Raw genomic sequence first — 17,795 nt, forward strand, 5'->3', positions numbered from 1 at the left:
GGGTATGCCTCTCTCGCCCCTAGATAGGGGCTTGTGATCGTAGCGGAAACGCTGCGCTGCACAATGATGTTGCATGCGCCCGCGCGCGGTGGTGCATCGTGGTGGCGATTGAGCCACACCCACCGCGCTGCTAGGGCGCGGCCATGGCCAGCGCACCCCCCGCCGCCGCTTCGACCGAGGTCGTCCCCTCGCGTCGTATCGGCAATCTCTCGATGGTCTGGCACGCCGCGCGGCGCTACCCGGCGCAGATCGCCGCGGCCTGCGTCGCGCTCGCGGTCACGTCGGCGGCGACGATCGCGATCCCGTACAGCTTCAAGCGCGTGATCGACCGCGGCTTCGGCAGCGGCGGCGACAGTGCGGCGGTATCGGGCGCGTTCCACTACATGCTGATGATCGTCGTGGTGCTGGCGATCGGCACCGCGTTCCGCTTCTATTTCGTGTCGTGGCTGGGCGAGCGCGTCGTCGCCGACATCCGCGCGCAGGTGCAGCGCCACCTGCTGACGCTCACCCCGCGCTTCTACGAGGAGAACCGCCCGTCGGAGATCGCCAGTCGGCTGACCGCGGACACCGGACAGATCGAGACGGTGGTCGGCAGCACGGTGTCGATCGCGCTGCGCAACGCCTTCACCAGCGTCGGCGGACTCGTTTATCTGTTCACCATCTCGCCCAAGCTGACCGGGCTGCTGGTGATCGCGATCCCCCTGATCATCGCGCCGATCGCGCTGCTCGGCAAACGCGTGCGCGGCTACTCGCGCACCTCGCAGGATCGGATCGCCGACGTCGGCTCGATCGTGACCGAGACGCTGGGCGCGATGAAGATCGTCCAGGCATTCGGGCAGGAACGCCGTGAGGGCGAGCGGTTCGGCGACGCGGTCGAGGCGACGATGGCGGCGGCGCGTCAGCGCATCCTGCTGCGCGCGATCATGACCGCGATCGTCATCGGGTTGGTGTTCGGCGCGATAACCTTGGTGATGTGGGAGGGCGCGATCGACGTCGCCGCCGGGCGCCTGTCGGGCGGCGCGATCGCCGCGTTCGTGCTGACCGGCGGCATCGTCGCGGGCGCGTTTGGTGCGCTGACCGAGGTGTACGGCGACCTGCTGCGCGGGGCGGGCGCGGCCGGGCGGCTGGCGGAGCTGCTCGCCGAGCGGCCGGAGATCGCAGCCCCCGCGCGACCGGTCGCGCTGCCGCAGCCGGCGCAGGGCCGCGTCGACTTCGCTGAGGTCGAGTTCCACTATCCCACCCGGCCCGACGTCGCCGCGCTGCACGACTTCACGCTGTCGGTCGCCCCCGGCGAGACGGTGGCGGTCGTCGGCCCGTCGGGCGCGGGCAAGTCGACCCTGTTCCAGCTCATCCAGCGTTTCTACGATCCCGCCGCAGGCACCGTCAGCGTCGACGGCGTGGCCTTGCGCGATGCCGATCCCGCAGAGGTGCGCGCGCGGATCGCGATGGTGCCGCAGGAGACGGTGATCTTCGGCACCTCGGCACGCGACAATCTGCGTTACGGCCGCTGGGACGCGGACGACGCCGCGATCTGGCGCGCGGCGGAGGCGGCCAACGCCGCCGACTTCCTGCGCGCGCTGCCCGACGGGCTCGACACGTTCCTGGGCGAGGGCGGCGCGCGGCTGTCTGGCGGTCAGCGGCAGCGCGTCGCGATCGCGCGCGCGCTGCTGCGCGACGCGCCGATCCTGCTGCTCGACGAGGCGACCAGCGCGCTCGACGCGGAGAGCGAGCGTCTCGTGCAGGACGCGCTGGAACGGTTGATGGCCGACCGCACCACGATCGTCATCGCGCACCGCCTCGCCACCGTGCGCGCGGCCGACCGGATCGTCGTGATGGACACAGGGCGCATCGTCGAGGAGGGCAATCACGCCTCGCTGTTCGCGCGCGGCGGGCTCTACGCGCGGCTCGCCAGCTTGCAGTTCAACGAGGCGGCGTGAGCGTGGTCAGCCGCCCCGACTATCTATTTTCGGCTTCGTACCCCATATAGGACCCATCGCGCGCATCCCGATCGTAGGCGCCCGCGACTGAGAGACCATCCGTGCTCCCGCTTACAACAAGGGGCGACCGGCATGGACATGAACTACCTGCTGCAACGACACCAGATTTCCCTCATGCGCGCCACCGCGGGCGCGAGCAACGAGGCGCGCATCGCGCATCGCGGACTGGCACGCGGTTACGGCGAGCGGATCGCGACGCTGCGCCACACGATGGGCGCGGAGACGCTGCTCACCGGGCGCGTCAGTTGAGCGAGGACACGGCCTCCGCGGCCACCACGCCCCGGCAGATGCCCGCGACGCGGCGCTTCCGCCCCGCGCGCGTCGCGATGGACCGCGGCGCCGCCGCGCGCCAGGGCAAGATTGCGCAGGCCGCCTTCGTCAAGCTGGGCGACCGCAACGCGGCGATGACGTTCCTCAACACGCACGACGACGCGCTCGGCAGCCGTCCGATTGACGCCGCGGTGGAGAGCGACGATGGTCTCGCGCGCGCCGAGCGCGCGCTGGAGATGTGGACCGGTCCGGCGTCGACCGCACAGGCGGCATCGCCCGCCAGCAGCTGACGCGGCTTGTGCCGCGGCCTGGCTTGCGATCTACTTATCGGCCGGCATCAGGGAGCAGCACGGCATGGCACAGGATCACGCGCGCGAATTTGACGTCATCGTCTACGGCGCGACCGGCTATACCGGGCGGCTGGTGGCCGAATATCTCGCGCTGACCTATCCGACGGGCGTCCGCTGGGCGATGGCGGGGCGTTCGGGCTCCAAGCTGGAGCAGGTGCGCGAGGCGATGAACGTGCCCGCGGACGTGCCGCTCGTCACCGCCGACGCGGAGGCGCCCGCGTCGCTGCGTGAGATGTGCGCGCGCGCCACCGTGGTCATCACCACGGTCGGGCCGTACCAGCTCTACGGCAGCGATCTGGTCGCCGCCTGCGCCGAGACGGGCACTGCCTACGTCGACCTGTGCGGCGAGCCGGCGTGGATGCGCGAGATGATCGACGCGCACCATGCCGCCGCGCGCGCGAGCGGGGCACGGATCGTCTTCTCGTGCGGGTTCGACTCGGTCCCGTTCGACCTAGGCGTGCTGACGCTGCAGGAGGCTGCGGTGTCGCGGCTCGGCCGGCCGGTGTCGCGGATCAAGGGGCGGGTCCGCTCGATGAAGGGCGGCTTCTCCGGCGGCACCGCGGCGAGCCTCAAGGCGACGATGGCCGCGGCGGCGAAGAAGCCATCGCTGATCCCGCTGCTCGCCGATCCGTTCGCGCTGACGCCGGGGCACAAGGGGCCGAACCAGCCGTCCGGTCTGCTGCCCGAGTACGACCCGACGATCCATAGCTGGGTCGCACCGTTCGTTATGGCACCGATCAACACCAAGAACGTTCACCGCACCAACTTCCTGCTCGGTCAGCCATGGGGCGACATGGTGTACGACGAGATGGTCGTGACGGGCCTGGGCGACATGGGACGCGCCGCGGCCGAGGCACTGGGCAAGCTCAACCCGTTCGGCGGCGACAAGGGACCCAAGCCCGGCGAGGGCCCGACCAAGGAAGAGCGCGAGGCGGGCAGTTTCGACATCCTGTTCGTCGGGCTGACCGACGCCGGCGATCGGATCGACGCGGTGGTGACGGGCGACCGCGATCCCGGCTACGGTTGCACGTGCAAGATGCTGGCGGAGAGCGCGCTGTGCCTGGTCGAGGACGTGCGCGGCGCGGGTGGCATCTGGACGCCCGGCGCGCTGATGGGCACGAAACTGCGCGACCGGTTGGTGGCGCGCGCGGGGATGACCTTCACGGTTGAGTGACCGCCCACCCCTCGCCGCGCGTCCTCACCCCCCGACCGCCATCGCCCCCGCCGCGGCGAACCCCGCCAGCGCGATCGCGCCGAGCACGCGCGCGAGCGACTCCTTCTTGAAATCGGACAAGCGGTCCTGGTCAAGCCAGAAGCGCCCCTGCTTGACCTCCACCAGCAATCCGAAATCGACCATGCGCCGGAACAGCCGCGCCTCCAGCCTGCCCTTGGCCGCGTAGGGGATCGCGGCGTCGGGCTTGGTCGCGCCGGCCTGCGTGAAATAGCCGACGATTTGCGACCGCGCGCGCGCGATCAGTCCGGACATTCGGTCGCCAATCATCGCTGTGTCCTATCGCTTCTTGCCGTCGTGACGGATATTCGCCGGGCGTCCGCGCCGCTTGAGCACGCGACCACCTTTGCCGGGTCCGCGCTCCTTACCCGACCGGCCGCGATCGCGCGAGGACGAACCGAGGGGGGCGAAGCGACCCTCGGGCAATTCGAAGCGCAGCGCGCCCGACACCGGATTCGCCTCCGCCAACCGCAGTTCGAGCCGCTGGCCGAGCGCATATTGCTCGCCGCTCTGCTCGCCGGTCAGCGTGCGCGCGCCCTCGTCGAAGCGGAAATACTCGCCGCCCAGATCGCGCACCGGCATCAACCCGTCGCCGCCGATCCCATCGACGGTCGCGAAGAAGCCGAAGTTGGTGACGCCGGTGATCCGCACCTCGACCACCTCGCCCTCGCGCTCCGCCAGGAACGCGGCGACGTAGCGGTCGATCGTGTCGCGCTCCGCCTCCATCGCGCGGCGTTCCAGCTTGCTGATCTGCTCGCCCAGATGCTCGAAATTCTCGTCGCCGTTCAACCCGCCCGGCCCCAGCGCGTAGGCCGAGACGAGCGCGCGGTGCACGAGGAGGTCGGCGTAGCGCCGGATCGGCGAGGTGAAGTGCCCGTAGCTGCCCAGCGACAGCCCGAAGTGACCGTGGTTGAGCGGCGCGTAATAGGCCTGCGTCTGCGTGCGCAGCACCTGCTCCATCACTTGCGGGCGGAAATCGGCGTCGCCGATGCGTTCGAGAATGCGGTTGAACGTGGCGGGCTTGATAACCTGCCCCATCGCGAACGGCACGCCGAACGTGTCGAGATAGTCCTTGAGCGCCACCAGCTTCTCGCGCGCGGGCGGTTCGTGGACGCGGTACATGACCGGCGCCTTCTTGGCCTCCAGCGCCTTCGCCGCGGCGACGTTGGCGGCAATCATGTAATCCTCGATCAGCCGGTGCGCATCCAACCGCTCGCGCGCGGCGACCGACATGATCCGGCCCTTCTCGTCGAGCACGACGCGCCGCTCGGGCAGGTCGAGGTCGAGCGGCTCGCGCTTGTCGCGCGCCGATGCCAGCGCGCGCCAGCAGTCCCATAGCGGGCGCAGCGCGTCGATCTGCGCGCCCTTCCCTGCGTCGATCGTCGCCTGCGCGTCCTCGTAGGCAATATTGGCGGCTAGCCGGACGGTCGCGCGCGTGAAGCGCCACGATTTCAGCGCGCCGGCCTTCGTCACCTGCAGGTGACAGGCGAGCGCGGCGCGGTCCTCACCTTCCTTCAGCGAGCACACGTCCGCCGACAGAATCTCAGGCAGCATCGGCACGACGCGGTCGGGGAAGTAGACCGAATTACCGCGGCTACGCGCCTCGCGGTCGATCGCGCTGCCGGGCCGGACGTAGAAGCTGACGTCGGCGATCGCGACGATCGCGCGCCACCCGTCCTCGTTCGCGGGATCGTCGTCGGGCGTCGCCCAGACCGCGTCGTCGTGGTCGCGCGCGTCGGCGGGGTCGATCGCGACGATCGGCAGGTGCGTCAGGTCCTCGAGATCGTTGCCAAGCGGTTGTCGCGCGACGCGCTCCGCCTCGTCGAGCGCTTCTTGCGCGAACGTGTCGGGAATGCCGTGCTTGGCGATCGCGATCAGCGAGAAGCTGCGCGGCGCGAACGGATCGCCCAGCCGCTGCACGACGCGCGCGGTGATCCGCGGCGGGCGCCCGGCGAGCTCGGCGGTGACGAGTTCGCCAGCCTCAGCGCCGCCCGCGTCCGACACGGCGTATTCGCACCGCTCCTTCTTGTCGGTGCTCTGCAGCCACAGGCGGCCACCCTCGCCGCGCAGCACGCCGATCACCTGCTCGGACGTGGGTTTGAGCACCTTCATCGGGTGCGCGGTGATCCCGCTGCCGGTCTCCTCGGTTCGCGCGAGAATGCGTTCGCCGATGCCGAGCGAGCCGCGCTTCTGCTCGCGCACGCGGATGCGCGGCAGCGGCGCCTCGCTGTCCCACTTCTCGGGCGCGGCCCAGACGTTGCCGCCGTCGTCGACGTCGGTGACGCGCAGCACCGTGACCTTGGGAACCCCGCCCATCTTGTGGAACGCGCGACCGGGGGCGGAGTCGATCAGCCCTTCGTCCGCCATGTCTTTCAGCAGCGCCTTGAGCCCAATCTTCTCCTGCGCGGAGAGCGCGAAGGCGCGCGCGATCTCACGCTTGCCCGCGGGCTGGGCCGACTGTGCGATGAAGTCGAGGATCTGTTCGCGGGTCGGCAAACCCGGCTTCTGTTTTCTTGGCACGCGCATGAGATAGGCGCTGCACCCGCCCGCGTCACCTGCGCGGACGTGCGGACGCGACAATCGCTGATTCGCCCGCCCGGCTGAGCGCCGGCGGGCCGGCCGCGCTCAGTACGCGCGGCCGACCAGTACGCGCTCGACGCACGGCTCGCCGGTGAAGATGCACTGCCCTTCCGGATGCGTCTGACCCATGGGTGCGTTGCGCAGCGTCAGCTTGAGCGCCTTTAACCGCTCGACCACCTTGTCCAGCGCCGCGCCGGTCGGGCGCGACCAGCGGACGTCGAGCCAGCCGGGGGTCTTGTTGCCCTCAGCAAAGTGCGCCTCGACCTCGGACCATTCGTCCGCGGGCGCGATGTTCGCCTTCATTCGCGCATCCGCCTCGTTGAACAGCGATTGCTGGATGTCGGCGAGCACCCCGCCCACGCCGCCGACGAACGCGTCCTTGGGCGTGCCGACGCTGTCGAGCTTGCCGTCGGCGCGGTACAGCCGGTCGCGGCGGATCACCGACACGTTGCCCGCCGCCATGTCGCGCCCGCCGACCTCGATCACGATTGGCGCGCCCTTCTTGACCCAGGACCAGCGCTTGTTGGTCGACTTGACCGCCTTCAAGTCAAGCAGCGCGCGAACCGGTTCGCCGAGCGCGCTCTCGCGGGCGAGCGCTTGTTGCAGCGACTTGCAATAATCGATCAGCGCGGCGTCTTCGGGCGTGTCGCGCAGCATCGGCACGATCACCACCTGCCACGGCGCGACGCGCGGCGGCACGCGCAGCCCGTCGTCGTCACCGTGCACCATGATGAGCCCACCAATCATCCGCGTCGACACGCCCCAGCTGGTGGTGTTGGCGAGTTCGAGCTGCCCTTCGGCATTCTGGAACCGGATGTTCTGCGCCGAGGCGAAATTGGTGCCGAGGAAGTGCGACGTGCCGGCCTGCAGCGCCTTGCCGTCCTGCATCATCGCCTCGATCGAGTAGGTCGACACCGCACCGGGAAAGCGCTCGTTCTCCGGCTTCTCGCCCGCGATCACCGGCAGCGCGACCGCGTTCTCGGCAAAGTCGCGATAGACCTCGAGCATCCTGAGCGTCTCGTCGCGCGCCTCGTCAGCCGAGGCGTGCGCGGTATGCCCTTCCTGCCACAGGAACTCGGCGGTGCGCAGAAACATGCGCGTGCGCATCTCCCAGCGCACGACATTGGCCCATTGGTTGATCAGCACCGGCAGGTCGCGCCAAGACTGCACCCAGCGCGAGAAGGCGGCGCCGATCACCGTTTCGCTGGTCGGGCGCACCACCAGCGGCTCCTCCAGCTTGGCGGCGGGGTCGGGGACCAGCCCGCCCTTCCCGTCCGACACCAGCCGGTGGTGCGTGACAACGGCCATCTCCTTAGCAAAGCCCTCGACGTGCTCGGCTTCCTTCTCGAAGTAGCTCAGCGGGATGAACAGCGGGAAGTAGCAATTCTCATGCCCCGTCGCCTTGATCGCGTCGTCGAGCAGCCGCTGCATCCGCTCCCAGATGCCGTAGCCCCACGGGCGGATCACCATGCACCCGCGCACGCCGCTCTCCTCGGCGAGGTCGGCCTCGGCGATGACACTCTGGTACCATTGGGCGAAATCACCCTCGCGGGTGACGGAAAGCGCGTGCTTGATCATGATGGCTCACGCGATAGCCGCGACCGCGCCCGCGATGGAAGCGAAACGTTGCCGCTCAGCGCGTCTCGTACGGCTTGATCCCCGCGCCCAGCCGGTTCTGCCCGACCGCCAGCCGGTCGCCGCTGGCGTTGGCAACGAAGGCGGGCTGCTTGTCCTGCCCGGGTGCGAGCGAGGCGGTGTTGCCCTCGACCTGCAGACCCGCGGCGGAGAAATTGTGCGCCTCGGCCGCCACCACGATCATCCCCGACCAATTCTCCTTGTGCGTGCCCTGCACGAACACGTTGTCGGCGATCCGCCCGGTCCCGCCCTCGGGCAGGTCGATCATGTAGTTGGTCTTGCGCCCGGCAGTGTCGTCGAAGCTGTTGTTGGTGATCGACACGCGCGGCGCGCGGATCTTGACGTAATGCCCGCCGCGCCCGCGCTCGAAGCGTGAGTTGGTGATCGTGACGCTGCCGTGCGTGCCGAGATACACCGAGTGCGCGCAATCGGGCGTCTCGTCGCACTGGCCGAGCCCGGCGAAGGTCGAATGGTCGATCCGGATGCGCGTCGGCTGGTCGGTCGCGCCCAGGATGCCTTCCTGGCTGTCGAGGAACATCGAGTTGCTGACCGTCAGGTCGCCCAGCTCGATGCGGATGCCCGCGCCGTTGCCGTCGTCGACGCGCATGCCGCGGAACACGATGCCGTCGACCGCCGAGCCTTCGCCGCGCAGCACCAGCGCCGCCTTGCCCTCGCACGTCGTGCCGTCGAAGATCACCGATCCGGGCTGCTGCGCCTTGAAGGTGACGCGCCCGGCCTGCTGGATGGCGCACTCGCGGTAGGTGCCCGGCGCGATCAGCACGGTGACGTCCTGCCCACGCACCGACATCAGCGCGTCCTCCAGGTGCGCGAACGATTGCCCGCTTTCCTGGATGGTGAACGGCCCGTTGCCCTGCGCCCAGGCGGGAGCGGTGAGCGCGAGCGCGACGAAGGGCAGGAACTTGCGCATGGACGACTCCTTGGTGAGCGCCGCCTTGCGGCCGTGCGCGTGAAGGAGCCACCAGCAAAGAGGGTTAATCGCAGCCGAAACGCGGTTGGCCCGTTAAGCCGCGCTCCAATCGTGCCAGCGTGGCACGGCCTCGGCGCGACACGTTTCGCCTTGCAACGCGTTCGCCCGCGCGCCATCACCTTCGCCAATCGAAGAAGAACAAGCGGTGGAGAGCGCGCGATGCAGAGCTACCTCAAGCAATATATCGACGGCGAGTGGGTCGAGAGCGACGGCGGCCGCACCTATCAGGTGATCGACCCGGCGACCGAGCAGCCCTGCACCGAGATCACGCTCGGCACCCCCGCCGACGTCGACCGCGCGGTGACAGCGGCGCGCACCGCGTTCGAGACCTGGTCGCAGACGAGCGTCGACGAGCGCAAGGCGGTGCTGACGCGCGTCATCGCCGAGTACAAGACGCGCATCCCCGATCTCGCGCGCGCGATGGCGCAGGAGATGGGCGCGCCAATCGGGCTCGCGATGGCGGCGCAGGCGCCGACGGGGCTCGCGCATTTCGCCGCGACGCTGAAGGCGCTCGATGCGTTCGCGTTCGAGGAGACGATCGGCAAGGCGCGCGTCGTCCACGAGCCGCTGGGCGTCGTCGCGATGATCACGCCGTGGAATTGGCCGCTCAACCAGATCTGCGCCAAGGTCGCGCCCGCACTGGCGGCGGGCGACACGATGATCCTGAAACCCAGCGAGGAAGCGCCGGGGTGCGCGGTGATCCTGGCGGAGATCATGGACTCGGCGGGGGTGCCCGCGGGCGTGTTCAACCTCGTCAACGGCGACGGACCCGGCGTCGGCGCGGCGCTGAGCGCGCACAAGGGTGTCGACATGGTGAGCTTCACCGGATCGACCCGCGCCGGGATCGCAGTCGCGCAGGCCGCGGCGGCGACCGTCAAGCGCGTGCATCAGGAACTGGGCGGCAAGGCCGCGAACCTGGTGCTGGAGGGCGCGGACCTGGGCAAGGTGCTGCCGCCCACCGTGGCGGGCGTGCTCGCCAATTCGGGGCAGAGCTGCATTGCGCCGACCCGCCTGCTCGTCCACCAGAGCCAGGTCGCGGAGGCCACCGCGATCGTGAAGTCGATGATGGAGCAGACAAAGGTCGGCAGCCCGCTGGACGAGGGGCAGCATATCGGGCCCGTCGTCAACAAGGCGCAGTACGAGAAGATCCAGGCGCTGATCCAGTCGGCGATCGACGAGGGCGCGACGCTGGTCACCGGCGGTCCCGGGCGCCCCGACGGGCGCAACTCGGGCTTCTTCGTCCAGCCGACCCTGTTCACCGACGTGACCCCCGACATGCGCATCGCGCGCGAGGAGACGTTCGGGCCGGTCGCGACGATCACGACCTACGACGCGATCGACGAGGGCGTGCGGATCGCCAACGACACCGAGTACGGCCTGTCGGCGACGATCTCGGGCGATCCGGCCGAGGCGGCGAAGATCGCGGGTCGCCTGCGCGCCGGGCTGGTCACGATCAACAGCTGGTCGCCCGACATCGCGGCCCCGTTCGGCGGCTACAAGCAGTCGGGTAACGGGCGCGAGAACGGCAAGTACGGCCTGTCAGACTTCATGGAAGTGAAGACCGTCGTCGGCGCGCCGGCCTGACACCGGCTGCAGGCGCGGGGTTGCGCACCGACCCGCGCCTGTCGCATGAGCTGTCCGGTAAAGGGATGGACATGCAGCATTTTTTCGTGCCCGCGCTCGCCGCGTCACTGGCGATCGCGGGCAGCGCCGCCGCGCAGACGGTGACGCTCGAACCGCTGGCCGAGGCGCGGCTACGCTACGAGGGGGTCGAGCAGGACGGCCTGCCGCGCCGTTCCGACGCGGTGACGATCCGCGCGCGGGCCGGGGTTCAGGCATCGATCGATCGCCTGTCGGCGCTGATCGAGGGCGAGGGGACGCTCGCGATCGGCACGCGCTACTTCGACGGGCTGGAGGGTGACACGGGACGCCCGACAATCGCCGATCCGCAGAACATCGAGGCGAACCGCGCGCAGCTGTCCTACGCGGTGCCCGACCGCGCGAATTTTACCGTCGGTCGCCAGTATCTCACGCTCGCCGACCAGCGCTTCGTCGGCGCGGCCAAGTTCCGGCAGAATGCGCAGACCTTCGACGCGGCACGCGCGGAGGTGACGCTTTTGCCCAAGCTGACGCTCGACGTCAGCTACGCGTGGAACGTGCGCCCGATCAACGGCATCGATGGGCGCGGCGCGCGCCCGGGCTCGATCGGCGGCGACAGCGTCTTCGCGCTGCTCGGTTACGCCTCGCCGATCGGCACGCTGACCGGCTTCGCCTATCTGATCGGCGCCGACGAGGCCGATTACCAGGGCTACCGCCTGTCTAACCAGACCTACGGCGTGCGGCTGGCGGGGAAGCGCGCGCTCGGCAGCGATTACGCGGTCGACTACGTCGCCAGCTACGCGCGGCAGAGCGACTACGCGCGCAACCCGAACGATTACGCCGCCGATTACTGGCTGGGCGAGGCCAAATTGTCGCGCAACGCGGTTTCCGCGACGATCGGCTACGAGGTGCTGGGCGCCGACGACGGCCGCGCGCTGACCAGCGTGCAGACGCCCTACGGTTCGGTGTTCGGGTTCCAGGGCTGGGCGGACAAGTTCACCACCACGCCGCCCGACGGCGTGCGCGACGTCTACGCCGGTCTGGGTGCGCACTGGCCGACGCTGGGGCCGGCGAGCGGCGTCGATTTGTCCGCCTTCGTCCACCATTACGACAGCGATCGCCGGGTGCGCAGCTACGGCGACGAGGTTAACCTGCTCGCCAGCGCAGACATCGGCGGGGTGACGTGGTCGGCGCGCTACGCCGATTATTTCGCCGATCGCTTCGGCGCGGACACGCGCAAGGTCTGGCTCACGGCGGAATGGGCGCTGTGACGCGTCACGCGCTGCCGCACGCGCGTATGACCATGCCGTCGAGCAACGTCGTCGCGACGTGATCGGCGTAGCGCCGGCTCAGCGCCTCGTCGATCTCCCCGACGCCGAACGCCCAGCGCAGCGCGTGCCGCGCGCTGAACAGATGCTCGCACGCGCCGAACAAGGTGAAGTAGAACAGCATGGGGTCGACGCGGCGGAAATGCCCCTCCGCCTCGCCCTGCGCCAGGATCGCGGCGTGCGCGTCGGCGATCGGACGGGTGAAGCGCTCGGCGATGAAGCGGGCGCTCTCCGTATCGGCGTCGGCGGTCATCGCGGCGACCAGCCGGCTGATGTACGGGTAGCGCCAGTAGACGCGGATGATCTCGCGCACGTGCAGCCGCAGCTTCTCCGCCGCGCTGCGGTCGGACGCGATCAGCGCGTCCAGGTCGGGGAACACGCCGCCCGCGTCGCGCTCCAGCAGCGCGCGGAACAGCCCCGGCTTGCCGCCGAAGCGATAGTGGATCAGCGCGGAGTTGAGCCCCGACCGCTCGGCGATGTCGGCGAAGGTGATGTGGACCGAGTTGCGCTCGGTCATCAGCGCGCTGGCGGCGTCGAGCAGCAGGTCGGCCGAATTGCGCCGCCGCGCCGCCCGTGCCCCGGCTGCGGGCACACGCGACCGTTCGCGCGACGGTTCACCCGCCGCCCCCCGATGGATGGGCATCCCTGTTCTCGCCCCAATGTCGGTGCCGTTGCGGCATCCTCTCCGTGGGCGAGGATACCGCGTTTCGACGCGAGCGCAACGAGGATTATGCCCGATCCGGGCTCGCCGCGAAGGTCCTGATGATCCCGGAGAAGTCGGTCGCGCCCTCGCCCGCCTCGTCGAACGCCTCGTACAATTCCTTCGCGCGCGTGCCCATCGGCACGTCGGCGCCTGCGTCCGCCGCCGCCGCCATCGCGAGGCGCAGGTCCTTGAGCATCAGCGCGGTCGCGAACCCGCCCTGGTAGCCGCGGTCGGCCGGGCTCTCCGGTCCGACGCCCGGCACCGGGCAGTAGGAGGTCATCGACCAGCTCTGCGCGGTCGACACGCTGCCGACGTCGTAGAACGCCTGCGGGTCGAGCCCGAGCTTCTCGGCGAGCGCGAACGCCTCGCACGTCGCGATCATGGTGGAAGCGAGGACGAGATTGTTGCACATCTTCACCGCCTGCCCCGCCCCGCTCGCGCCGACGTGGAACACCGACTTGGCCATCGCGTCGAGGAACGGTTTCGCCTCCGCCACCGCCTCGTTGCTGCCGCCGACCATGAAGGTGAGCGTGCCCGCGTTCGCCGCCGCGATCCCGCCCGACACCGGCGCGTCAACCGCGAGCAGGCCCCGGGCGGTCGCCGCCTCCGCCACCCGCCGCGCGGTCGCGACGTCGATCGTGGACGAGTCGATCAGCACCGCGGACGGGGGTGCGGCGTCGAACACGCTCTCGCGGTAGACCTGCTCGACGTGGGTGCCGGCGGGCAGCATAGTGATGATCGCCTCCGCGCCCTCCGCCGCCTCGCGCGCCGAGGCGACGGGCAGGCAGCCGGCCGCCTTCGCCTTGTCGAGCGCGTCGGCCGACAGGTCGAAGGCGCGGACGTCATGCCCCGCCTTGGCGAGGTTCGCGGCCATCCCGCCGCCCATGTTGCCCAGCCCGATGAAACCGACGCGTGCCATTATCTCGTCCTCTCCTCTACCCCTCGTCCCGAAAGGGAGAGGCAAAATCACCATGTCTCAGCGCAACGACCGACACAGGTGGTTAATTGATCCCACTCACCGTCATCCCGGACTTGATCCGGAATCTCGCTACTTAAACCCGCATCAAGAAGCGGGACCCCGGATCAAGTCCGGGGTGACGGTGATGGAAGCCGAAATCGCGGAAGCGGATAGCAACCGCCTTCCACACCGCAATCTAGCAGCCATCGAGTGCCGCATCCCTCCGTCGAGGGACGACGAGACCGGTCACTTTCCCAACCAATTGCCCTGACGCTTCTCGACGAAGGCGCTCATGCCTTCCTTCTGGTCGGCGGTACCGAACAGGCCGTGGAACAGCCGCCGCTCGAACTGGACGCCCTGCGCCAGATTGGTCTCGAACGCGGCGTTGACCATCTCCTTGTTGGCGATGACCGCGAGCGGCGCCATGCCTGCGATCGTCGCCGCGGTCTTGACCGCTTCCTCGACCAGATCGGCGGCGGGGATGACGCGGCTGACGAGGCCGGCGCGCTCGGCCTCGGCCGCGTCCATCATCCGACCTGTAAGGCACATCTCCATCGCCTTCGCCTTGCCGACCGCGCGGGTCAGGCGCTGCGAACCGCCCATGCCGGGCGACACCGCGAGCTTGATCTCGGGCTGACCGAACTTGGCCGAGTCCGCCGCCAGGATGAAGTCGCACATCATCGCGAGCTCGCACCCGCCGCCGAGCGCGTAGCCCGACACCGCGGCGATGATGGGCTTCCTCGTCTGCGTCAGCCGCTCGTACCCGCCGAAGAAGTTGCCGCCGTACATGTCGGCGAACCCCTGCGCCTGCATCTCCTTGATGTCGGCGCCGGCAGCGAACGCCTTCTCGCTGCCGGTCAGCACCGCGCAGCCCTGCGACGCGTCGGCGTCGAACGCGGCGAAGGCGGCGAGCAGGTCGGCAAGCACCTGGCTGTTGAGCGCGTTGAGCGCCTGCGGACGGTTGAGCGTGACGAGCGTCACGCGCCCGCGCTGCTCGACCAGGATGGTTTCGTACTCGGCCACTTGTGTCTCCTTCGGATCAGTCGTGCGGCGTCCACGCCTCGTGCTCGGGCAGCGGCGCGAAGATCTGGTCGATGACGTGGTCGCTCACCCCCTTGGGCGTGGCGGGGTCCCACCTGGGCGCATTGTCCTTGTCGACGATGACCGCGCGGACGCCCTCAAGGAAGTCGTGCCGCTGGACGACGCGGCTGCCGACCGCGTACTCCTGCCGCATCTCGTCGGCGAAGGTCGCCATCCCCGCGCCGTCCTTGAGCAGCTTGAGCGACACCTTCATCGTCTGCGGCGACTTGGTCTTGAGCGTGGCGAGCGTCTCTCGCGCAAAGTCGGACGCGTCGGCCTCCAGCGCGGCGAAGACCTCCTCCAGCCGGTCGGACGCGAACAGCCGGTCGATCGCGTCGCGGTGCGCGAGGATGCGCGCCTCGGGTGCGTCGACCGCGAGGTCATCGAGCACCGCCTGCGGTCCGTCCGCGATCCGCGCCTTCGCCTCGTCGAGCGCGCTCGCGGGCAAATAGTGGGTCGCGAGGCCAAGCGCGTGGCACTCCGCGCCGTCGAGCCGGTGACCGGTCAGCGCCAGATACTGCCCGATCCGCCCCGGCAGCCGCGACAGGTACCAGCCGCCGCCGACATCGGGGAACAGTCCGATCCCCGTCTCCGGCATCGCCAGCCGCGTGTTCTCGGTCGCGACGCGGTATCGGCACGGCTGCGATATGCCGACGCCGCCGCCCATCGTGATCCCGTCCATTAACGCGACCACGTCCTTGGCGTAGGTGAACAGCCGGTGGTTCATGCGATATTCGGTGAAGAAGAACTGCCGCGCCGCCGCGCCGTCCTTCGCCCCGCTGTCGGCGAGCATGCGGATGTCGCCGCCCGCGCAGAAGCCCCTGCCCTCGGCATGGTCGATCGTGACGACGCGCACATCGGCGTCGGTGCGCCATTGCTCCAGCGCATCCAGTACGCCCGCGCACATGGCGGTGTTGAGCGCGTGGATCGCCTTGGGCCGGTTCAGCCGGATGCGCCCGACCGCACCGGTAGTCTCGACGATCAAATCATCGGTGACGTGCCCCATCACTGGCGCACCAGATCGCGGCCGACGATCATCCGCATGACCTGGTTGGTCCCCTCCAGGATCGAGTGGACGCGCAGGTCGCGCCAGAAGCGCTCGATCGGGTAATCGCGCAGATAGCCGTAGCCGCCGTGGAGCTGCAGCGCGCGGTCGACGATCGACGAGCCGTTGTCGGTCGCCAGCCGCTTCGCCATCGCGGAGAAGCGCGACTTGTCGGGCGCGTTCGCCGACACCTTGGCAGCGGCGAGGTAGAGCAAAGCGCGCGATGCCTCCAGGTCGGTCGCCATGTCGGCCAGGGTGAACTGCGTGTTCTGGAACTCGGCGACTGGCTGCCCGAACTGCTGCCGCTCCTTGGTGTAGCGAATGGATTCGTCGAGGCAGCGCTGGGCACCGCCGAGCGAACAGGCGCCGATGTTGAGCCGTCCGCCATCGAGCCCCGCCATCGCGATCCTGAACCCCTCGCCCTCGCCGCCGACGAGGTTGGCAACGGGCACGCGGCAATCCTCGAAGATCACCTGTGCGGTCGGCGACGCGTTCCAGCCGAGCTTCTTCTCGGGCGCGCCGAACGACAGGCCGGGCGTGCCCTTCTCCACCACGATCGCGCTGATGCCGCGGCTCTTCTCCTCGCCGGTGCGGACCATGCAGACGTAGACGTCGTTGTACCCGGCGCCCGAGATGAACTGCTTGGTGCCGTTCAGCACGTAATGGTCGCCGTCGCGCCGCGCGGTCGTCTTGAGTGCAGCCGCGTCCGATCCCGAGCCCGGCTCGGTCAGGCAGTAGCTGGCGATCTTCTCCATCGTGACGAGGCTCGGCAGGTAGCGCGCCTTCACGTCGTCGTTCGCGAAGCGGTCGATCATCCACGCCGCCATGTTGTGGATCGAGATGAACGCCGAGGTGGTCGGACAGCCGTACGCCATCGCCTCCATCACCAGCGCCGCCTCCAGCCGGCCGAGCGCGATACCGCCCTGCGCCTCGCTGACGTAGATCGCGCCGAAGCCGAGCTCGCCCGCGGCCTTCCACACGTCGACCGGGTAGTGCGACGTCTCGTCCCACTCGGCCGCGAACGGCGTGATGCGATCGGCGGTGAAGCGCCGCGCGAGTTCCTGTATCTCGCGCTGGTCGCCCGTCAGATCAAATTGGGATGTCAGGTCGAACTGGTTGGTGTCGGTCATCGCTGATCTATCATGCTTGAGGATGTCGGGGGCGTTTAGCACCGCTGGTATCGGATCGTCTGCCCCGGCCGCGCCGCGTCGCCCTGCTCGACCAGCAGCAGGCGCGTGCCGCCCTGTTCGAGCGTCAGCGTCGCGTCGTGCTTCCAGCGCTCGCCACCCGCCTTGTAGGCGAGCGTCGCGGCGACCGCGGTCGGCGATTGCTCGCGCGAGGCGTCGACCGCGGCGCGGCGGTCGAAGAAGCGCAGCTGGTCGGCGTCGATCGCCAGCCGGCCGCGCGCATCGACGTTGGCGAGCGCGCAGTCGCCGGGTGTCTGCCCCCAATAGCCCTGGAACGCGACCGGCAGCTTGCGGCCCTGCGCCGCGGTCGTGGTGGCGGTGGCGACCGGCAGCCCGGCACCCGCGACGGTGCGCGTGCCCTGCGCGGCGGCGGCGCGGTCGATCGTCGCCTGCGCGCGCGCCTGCGCGGGATCGACGTGGACGGTGTTGTAGTCCGCTTCGTTCGACGCGGGCGAGCAAGCCGCGAGCGCACCCGCCGCCATCGTCAGCACCAGACCCGCACGCCACATCACTCACCTCATCCCATCGTCGGGATGACGAACGCGTCCTGGATGCGGGAAGGTCCACCGTCTTCGCTCCCGCGCGGCAGCTCCCCGCCCGACATGCCAAAACCGTCGGGCCAGCGCTGCGTCACCGTCTTGACCTTGGTCCAGAACTTGACGCCCTCCATGCCGTGCTGGTTGGTGTCGCCGAACGCCGAGCGCTTCCACCCGCCGAAGGTGTGATAGGCGACCGGCACCGGAATCGGCACGTTGATGCCGACCATGCCGACGTTGACGCGCGCGGCGAACTCGCGCGCGGCGTGGCCGTTGCGGGTGAAGATCGCGACGCCGTTGCCGTACTG

General features: G+C 69.5%; 17 protein-coding genes. 6 read left to right on the forward strand and 11 right to left on the reverse strand.

Features of this window, described 5'->3' with window-relative positions:
• The first annotated feature begins 143 nt into the window (after window positions 1-143).
• The 4 genes from ACFDS6_RS11095 to ACFDS6_RS11110 all read left to right on the forward strand — a co-directional run bounded on the left by ACFDS6_RS11095 (window position 144) and on the right by ACFDS6_RS11110 (window position 3,791).
• A complete protein-coding gene (locus tag ACFDS6_RS11095) occupies window positions 144-1,937 on the forward strand; it encodes an ABC transporter transmembrane domain-containing protein (RefSeq protein ID WP_375272230.1) in 1,794 nt (597 codons plus the stop codon).
• Between the two features lie 132 nt (window positions 1,938-2,069).
• Window positions 2,070-2,246 carry a hypothetical protein gene (locus ACFDS6_RS11100; RefSeq protein ID WP_375272231.1) on the forward strand — a complete coding sequence of 59 codons (177 nt, stop codon included), beginning with the start codon at window positions 2,070-2,072 and terminating at the stop codon, window positions 2,244-2,246.
• Complete coding sequence (locus tag ACFDS6_RS11105; protein WP_375272232.1) at window positions 2,243-2,557, forward strand: hypothetical protein; 315 nt, start codon at window positions 2,243-2,245, stop codon at window positions 2,555-2,557. The genes ACFDS6_RS11100 and ACFDS6_RS11105 overlap by 4 nt, the downstream gene beginning before the upstream one ends.
• A gap of 64 nt (window positions 2,558-2,621) precedes the next feature.
• Window positions 2,622-3,791 (forward strand): saccharopine dehydrogenase family protein, encoded by a 1,170-nt coding sequence (locus ACFDS6_RS11110; protein ID WP_375272234.1) that lies wholly within the window; start codon window positions 2,622-2,624, stop codon window positions 3,789-3,791.
• A 24-nt stretch (window positions 3,792-3,815) separates the two neighbouring features.
• Here the strand turns inward: ACFDS6_RS11110 and ACFDS6_RS11115 are convergent, their stop codons facing one another.
• The 4 genes from ACFDS6_RS11115 to ACFDS6_RS11130 all read right to left on the reverse strand — a co-directional run bounded on the left by ACFDS6_RS11115 (window position 3,816) and on the right by ACFDS6_RS11130 (window position 8,991).
• On the reverse strand, window positions 3,816-4,103 hold the full coding sequence (locus ACFDS6_RS11115; RefSeq protein WP_375272235.1) for a hypothetical protein: 288 nt from the start codon (window positions 4,101-4,103) through the stop codon (window positions 3,816-3,818).
• Between the two features lie 24 nt (window positions 4,104-4,127).
• The gene (locus ACFDS6_RS11120) at window positions 4,128-6,374 is read right to left on the reverse strand and encodes a ribonuclease R family protein (protein WP_375272236.1); all 2,247 of its coding nucleotides are present in this window, start codon (window positions 6,372-6,374) and stop codon (window positions 4,128-4,130) included.
• A 99-nt stretch (window positions 6,375-6,473) separates the two neighbouring features.
• On the reverse strand, window positions 6,474-8,006 hold the full coding sequence (gene proS, locus ACFDS6_RS11125) for a proline--tRNA ligase (RefSeq protein WP_375272237.1): 1,533 nt from the start codon (window positions 8,004-8,006) through the stop codon (window positions 6,474-6,476).
• A gap of 55 nt (window positions 8,007-8,061) precedes the next feature.
• Complete coding sequence (locus ACFDS6_RS11130; protein WP_375272238.1) at window positions 8,062-8,991, reverse strand: right-handed parallel beta-helix repeat-containing protein; 930 nt, start codon at window positions 8,989-8,991, stop codon at window positions 8,062-8,064.
• Window positions 8,992-9,210: 219 nt separating this feature from the next.
• Here ACFDS6_RS11130 and ACFDS6_RS11135 point away from each other — a divergent pair, with 219 nt between their 5' ends.
• Together ACFDS6_RS11135 and ACFDS6_RS11140 are read left to right on the forward strand one after the other, a co-directional pair.
• Entirely contained in the window at window positions 9,211-10,635 is a 1,425-nt protein-coding gene (locus ACFDS6_RS11135; RefSeq protein WP_375272239.1) for an aldehyde dehydrogenase family protein, read from the forward strand.
• A 71-nt stretch (window positions 10,636-10,706) separates the two neighbouring features.
• Complete coding sequence (locus ACFDS6_RS11140) at window positions 10,707-11,921, forward strand: hypothetical protein (RefSeq protein ID WP_375272240.1); 1,215 nt, start codon at window positions 10,707-10,709, stop codon at window positions 11,919-11,921.
• A gap of 4 nt (window positions 11,922-11,925) precedes the next feature.
• Here ACFDS6_RS11140 and ACFDS6_RS11145 read toward each other — a convergent pair whose 3' ends face one another.
• The 7 genes from ACFDS6_RS11145 to ACFDS6_RS11175 all read right to left on the reverse strand — a co-directional run.
• The gene (locus ACFDS6_RS11145) at window positions 11,926-12,570 is read right to left on the reverse strand and encodes a TetR family transcriptional regulator (RefSeq protein ID WP_375272241.1); all 645 of its coding nucleotides are present in this window, start codon (window positions 12,568-12,570) and stop codon (window positions 11,926-11,928) included.
• A gap of 136 nt (window positions 12,571-12,706) precedes the next feature.
• On the reverse strand, window positions 12,707-13,600 hold the full coding sequence (gene mmsB / locus ACFDS6_RS11150; protein WP_375272242.1) for a 3-hydroxyisobutyrate dehydrogenase: 894 nt from the start codon (window positions 13,598-13,600) through the stop codon (window positions 12,707-12,709).
• A 285-nt stretch (window positions 13,601-13,885) separates the two neighbouring features.
• A complete protein-coding gene (locus ACFDS6_RS11155) occupies window positions 13,886-14,662 on the reverse strand; it encodes an enoyl-CoA hydratase (protein ID WP_375272243.1) in 777 nt (258 codons plus the stop codon).
• A gap of 16 nt (window positions 14,663-14,678) precedes the next feature.
• Entirely contained in the window at window positions 14,679-15,725 is a 1,047-nt protein-coding gene (locus ACFDS6_RS11160) for an enoyl-CoA hydratase/isomerase family protein (RefSeq protein ID WP_375272244.1), read from the reverse strand.
• Window positions 15,725-16,870: an acyl-CoA dehydrogenase family protein gene (locus ACFDS6_RS11165; RefSeq protein WP_375272248.1), complete on the reverse strand. Its 1,146-nt coding sequence runs from the start codon at window positions 16,868-16,870 to the stop codon at window positions 15,725-15,727. The genes ACFDS6_RS11160 and ACFDS6_RS11165 overlap by 1 nt, the downstream gene beginning before the upstream one ends.
• Window positions 16,871-16,929: 59 nt before the next feature.
• Entirely contained in the window at window positions 16,930-17,460 is a 531-nt protein-coding gene (locus ACFDS6_RS11170; protein WP_375272245.1) for a hypothetical protein, read from the reverse strand.
• 8 nt (window positions 17,461-17,468) lie between these two features.
• Window positions 17,469-17,795, reverse strand: a 327-nt coding sequence (locus ACFDS6_RS11175; protein WP_375272246.1) for an aldehyde dehydrogenase family protein, incomplete at its 5' end; no start/stop codon positions are given.

The organism is Sphingomonas sp. (assembly GCF_042095875.1).
Lineage (GTDB): Bacteria > Pseudomonadota > Alphaproteobacteria > Sphingomonadales > Sphingomonadaceae > Sphingomonas.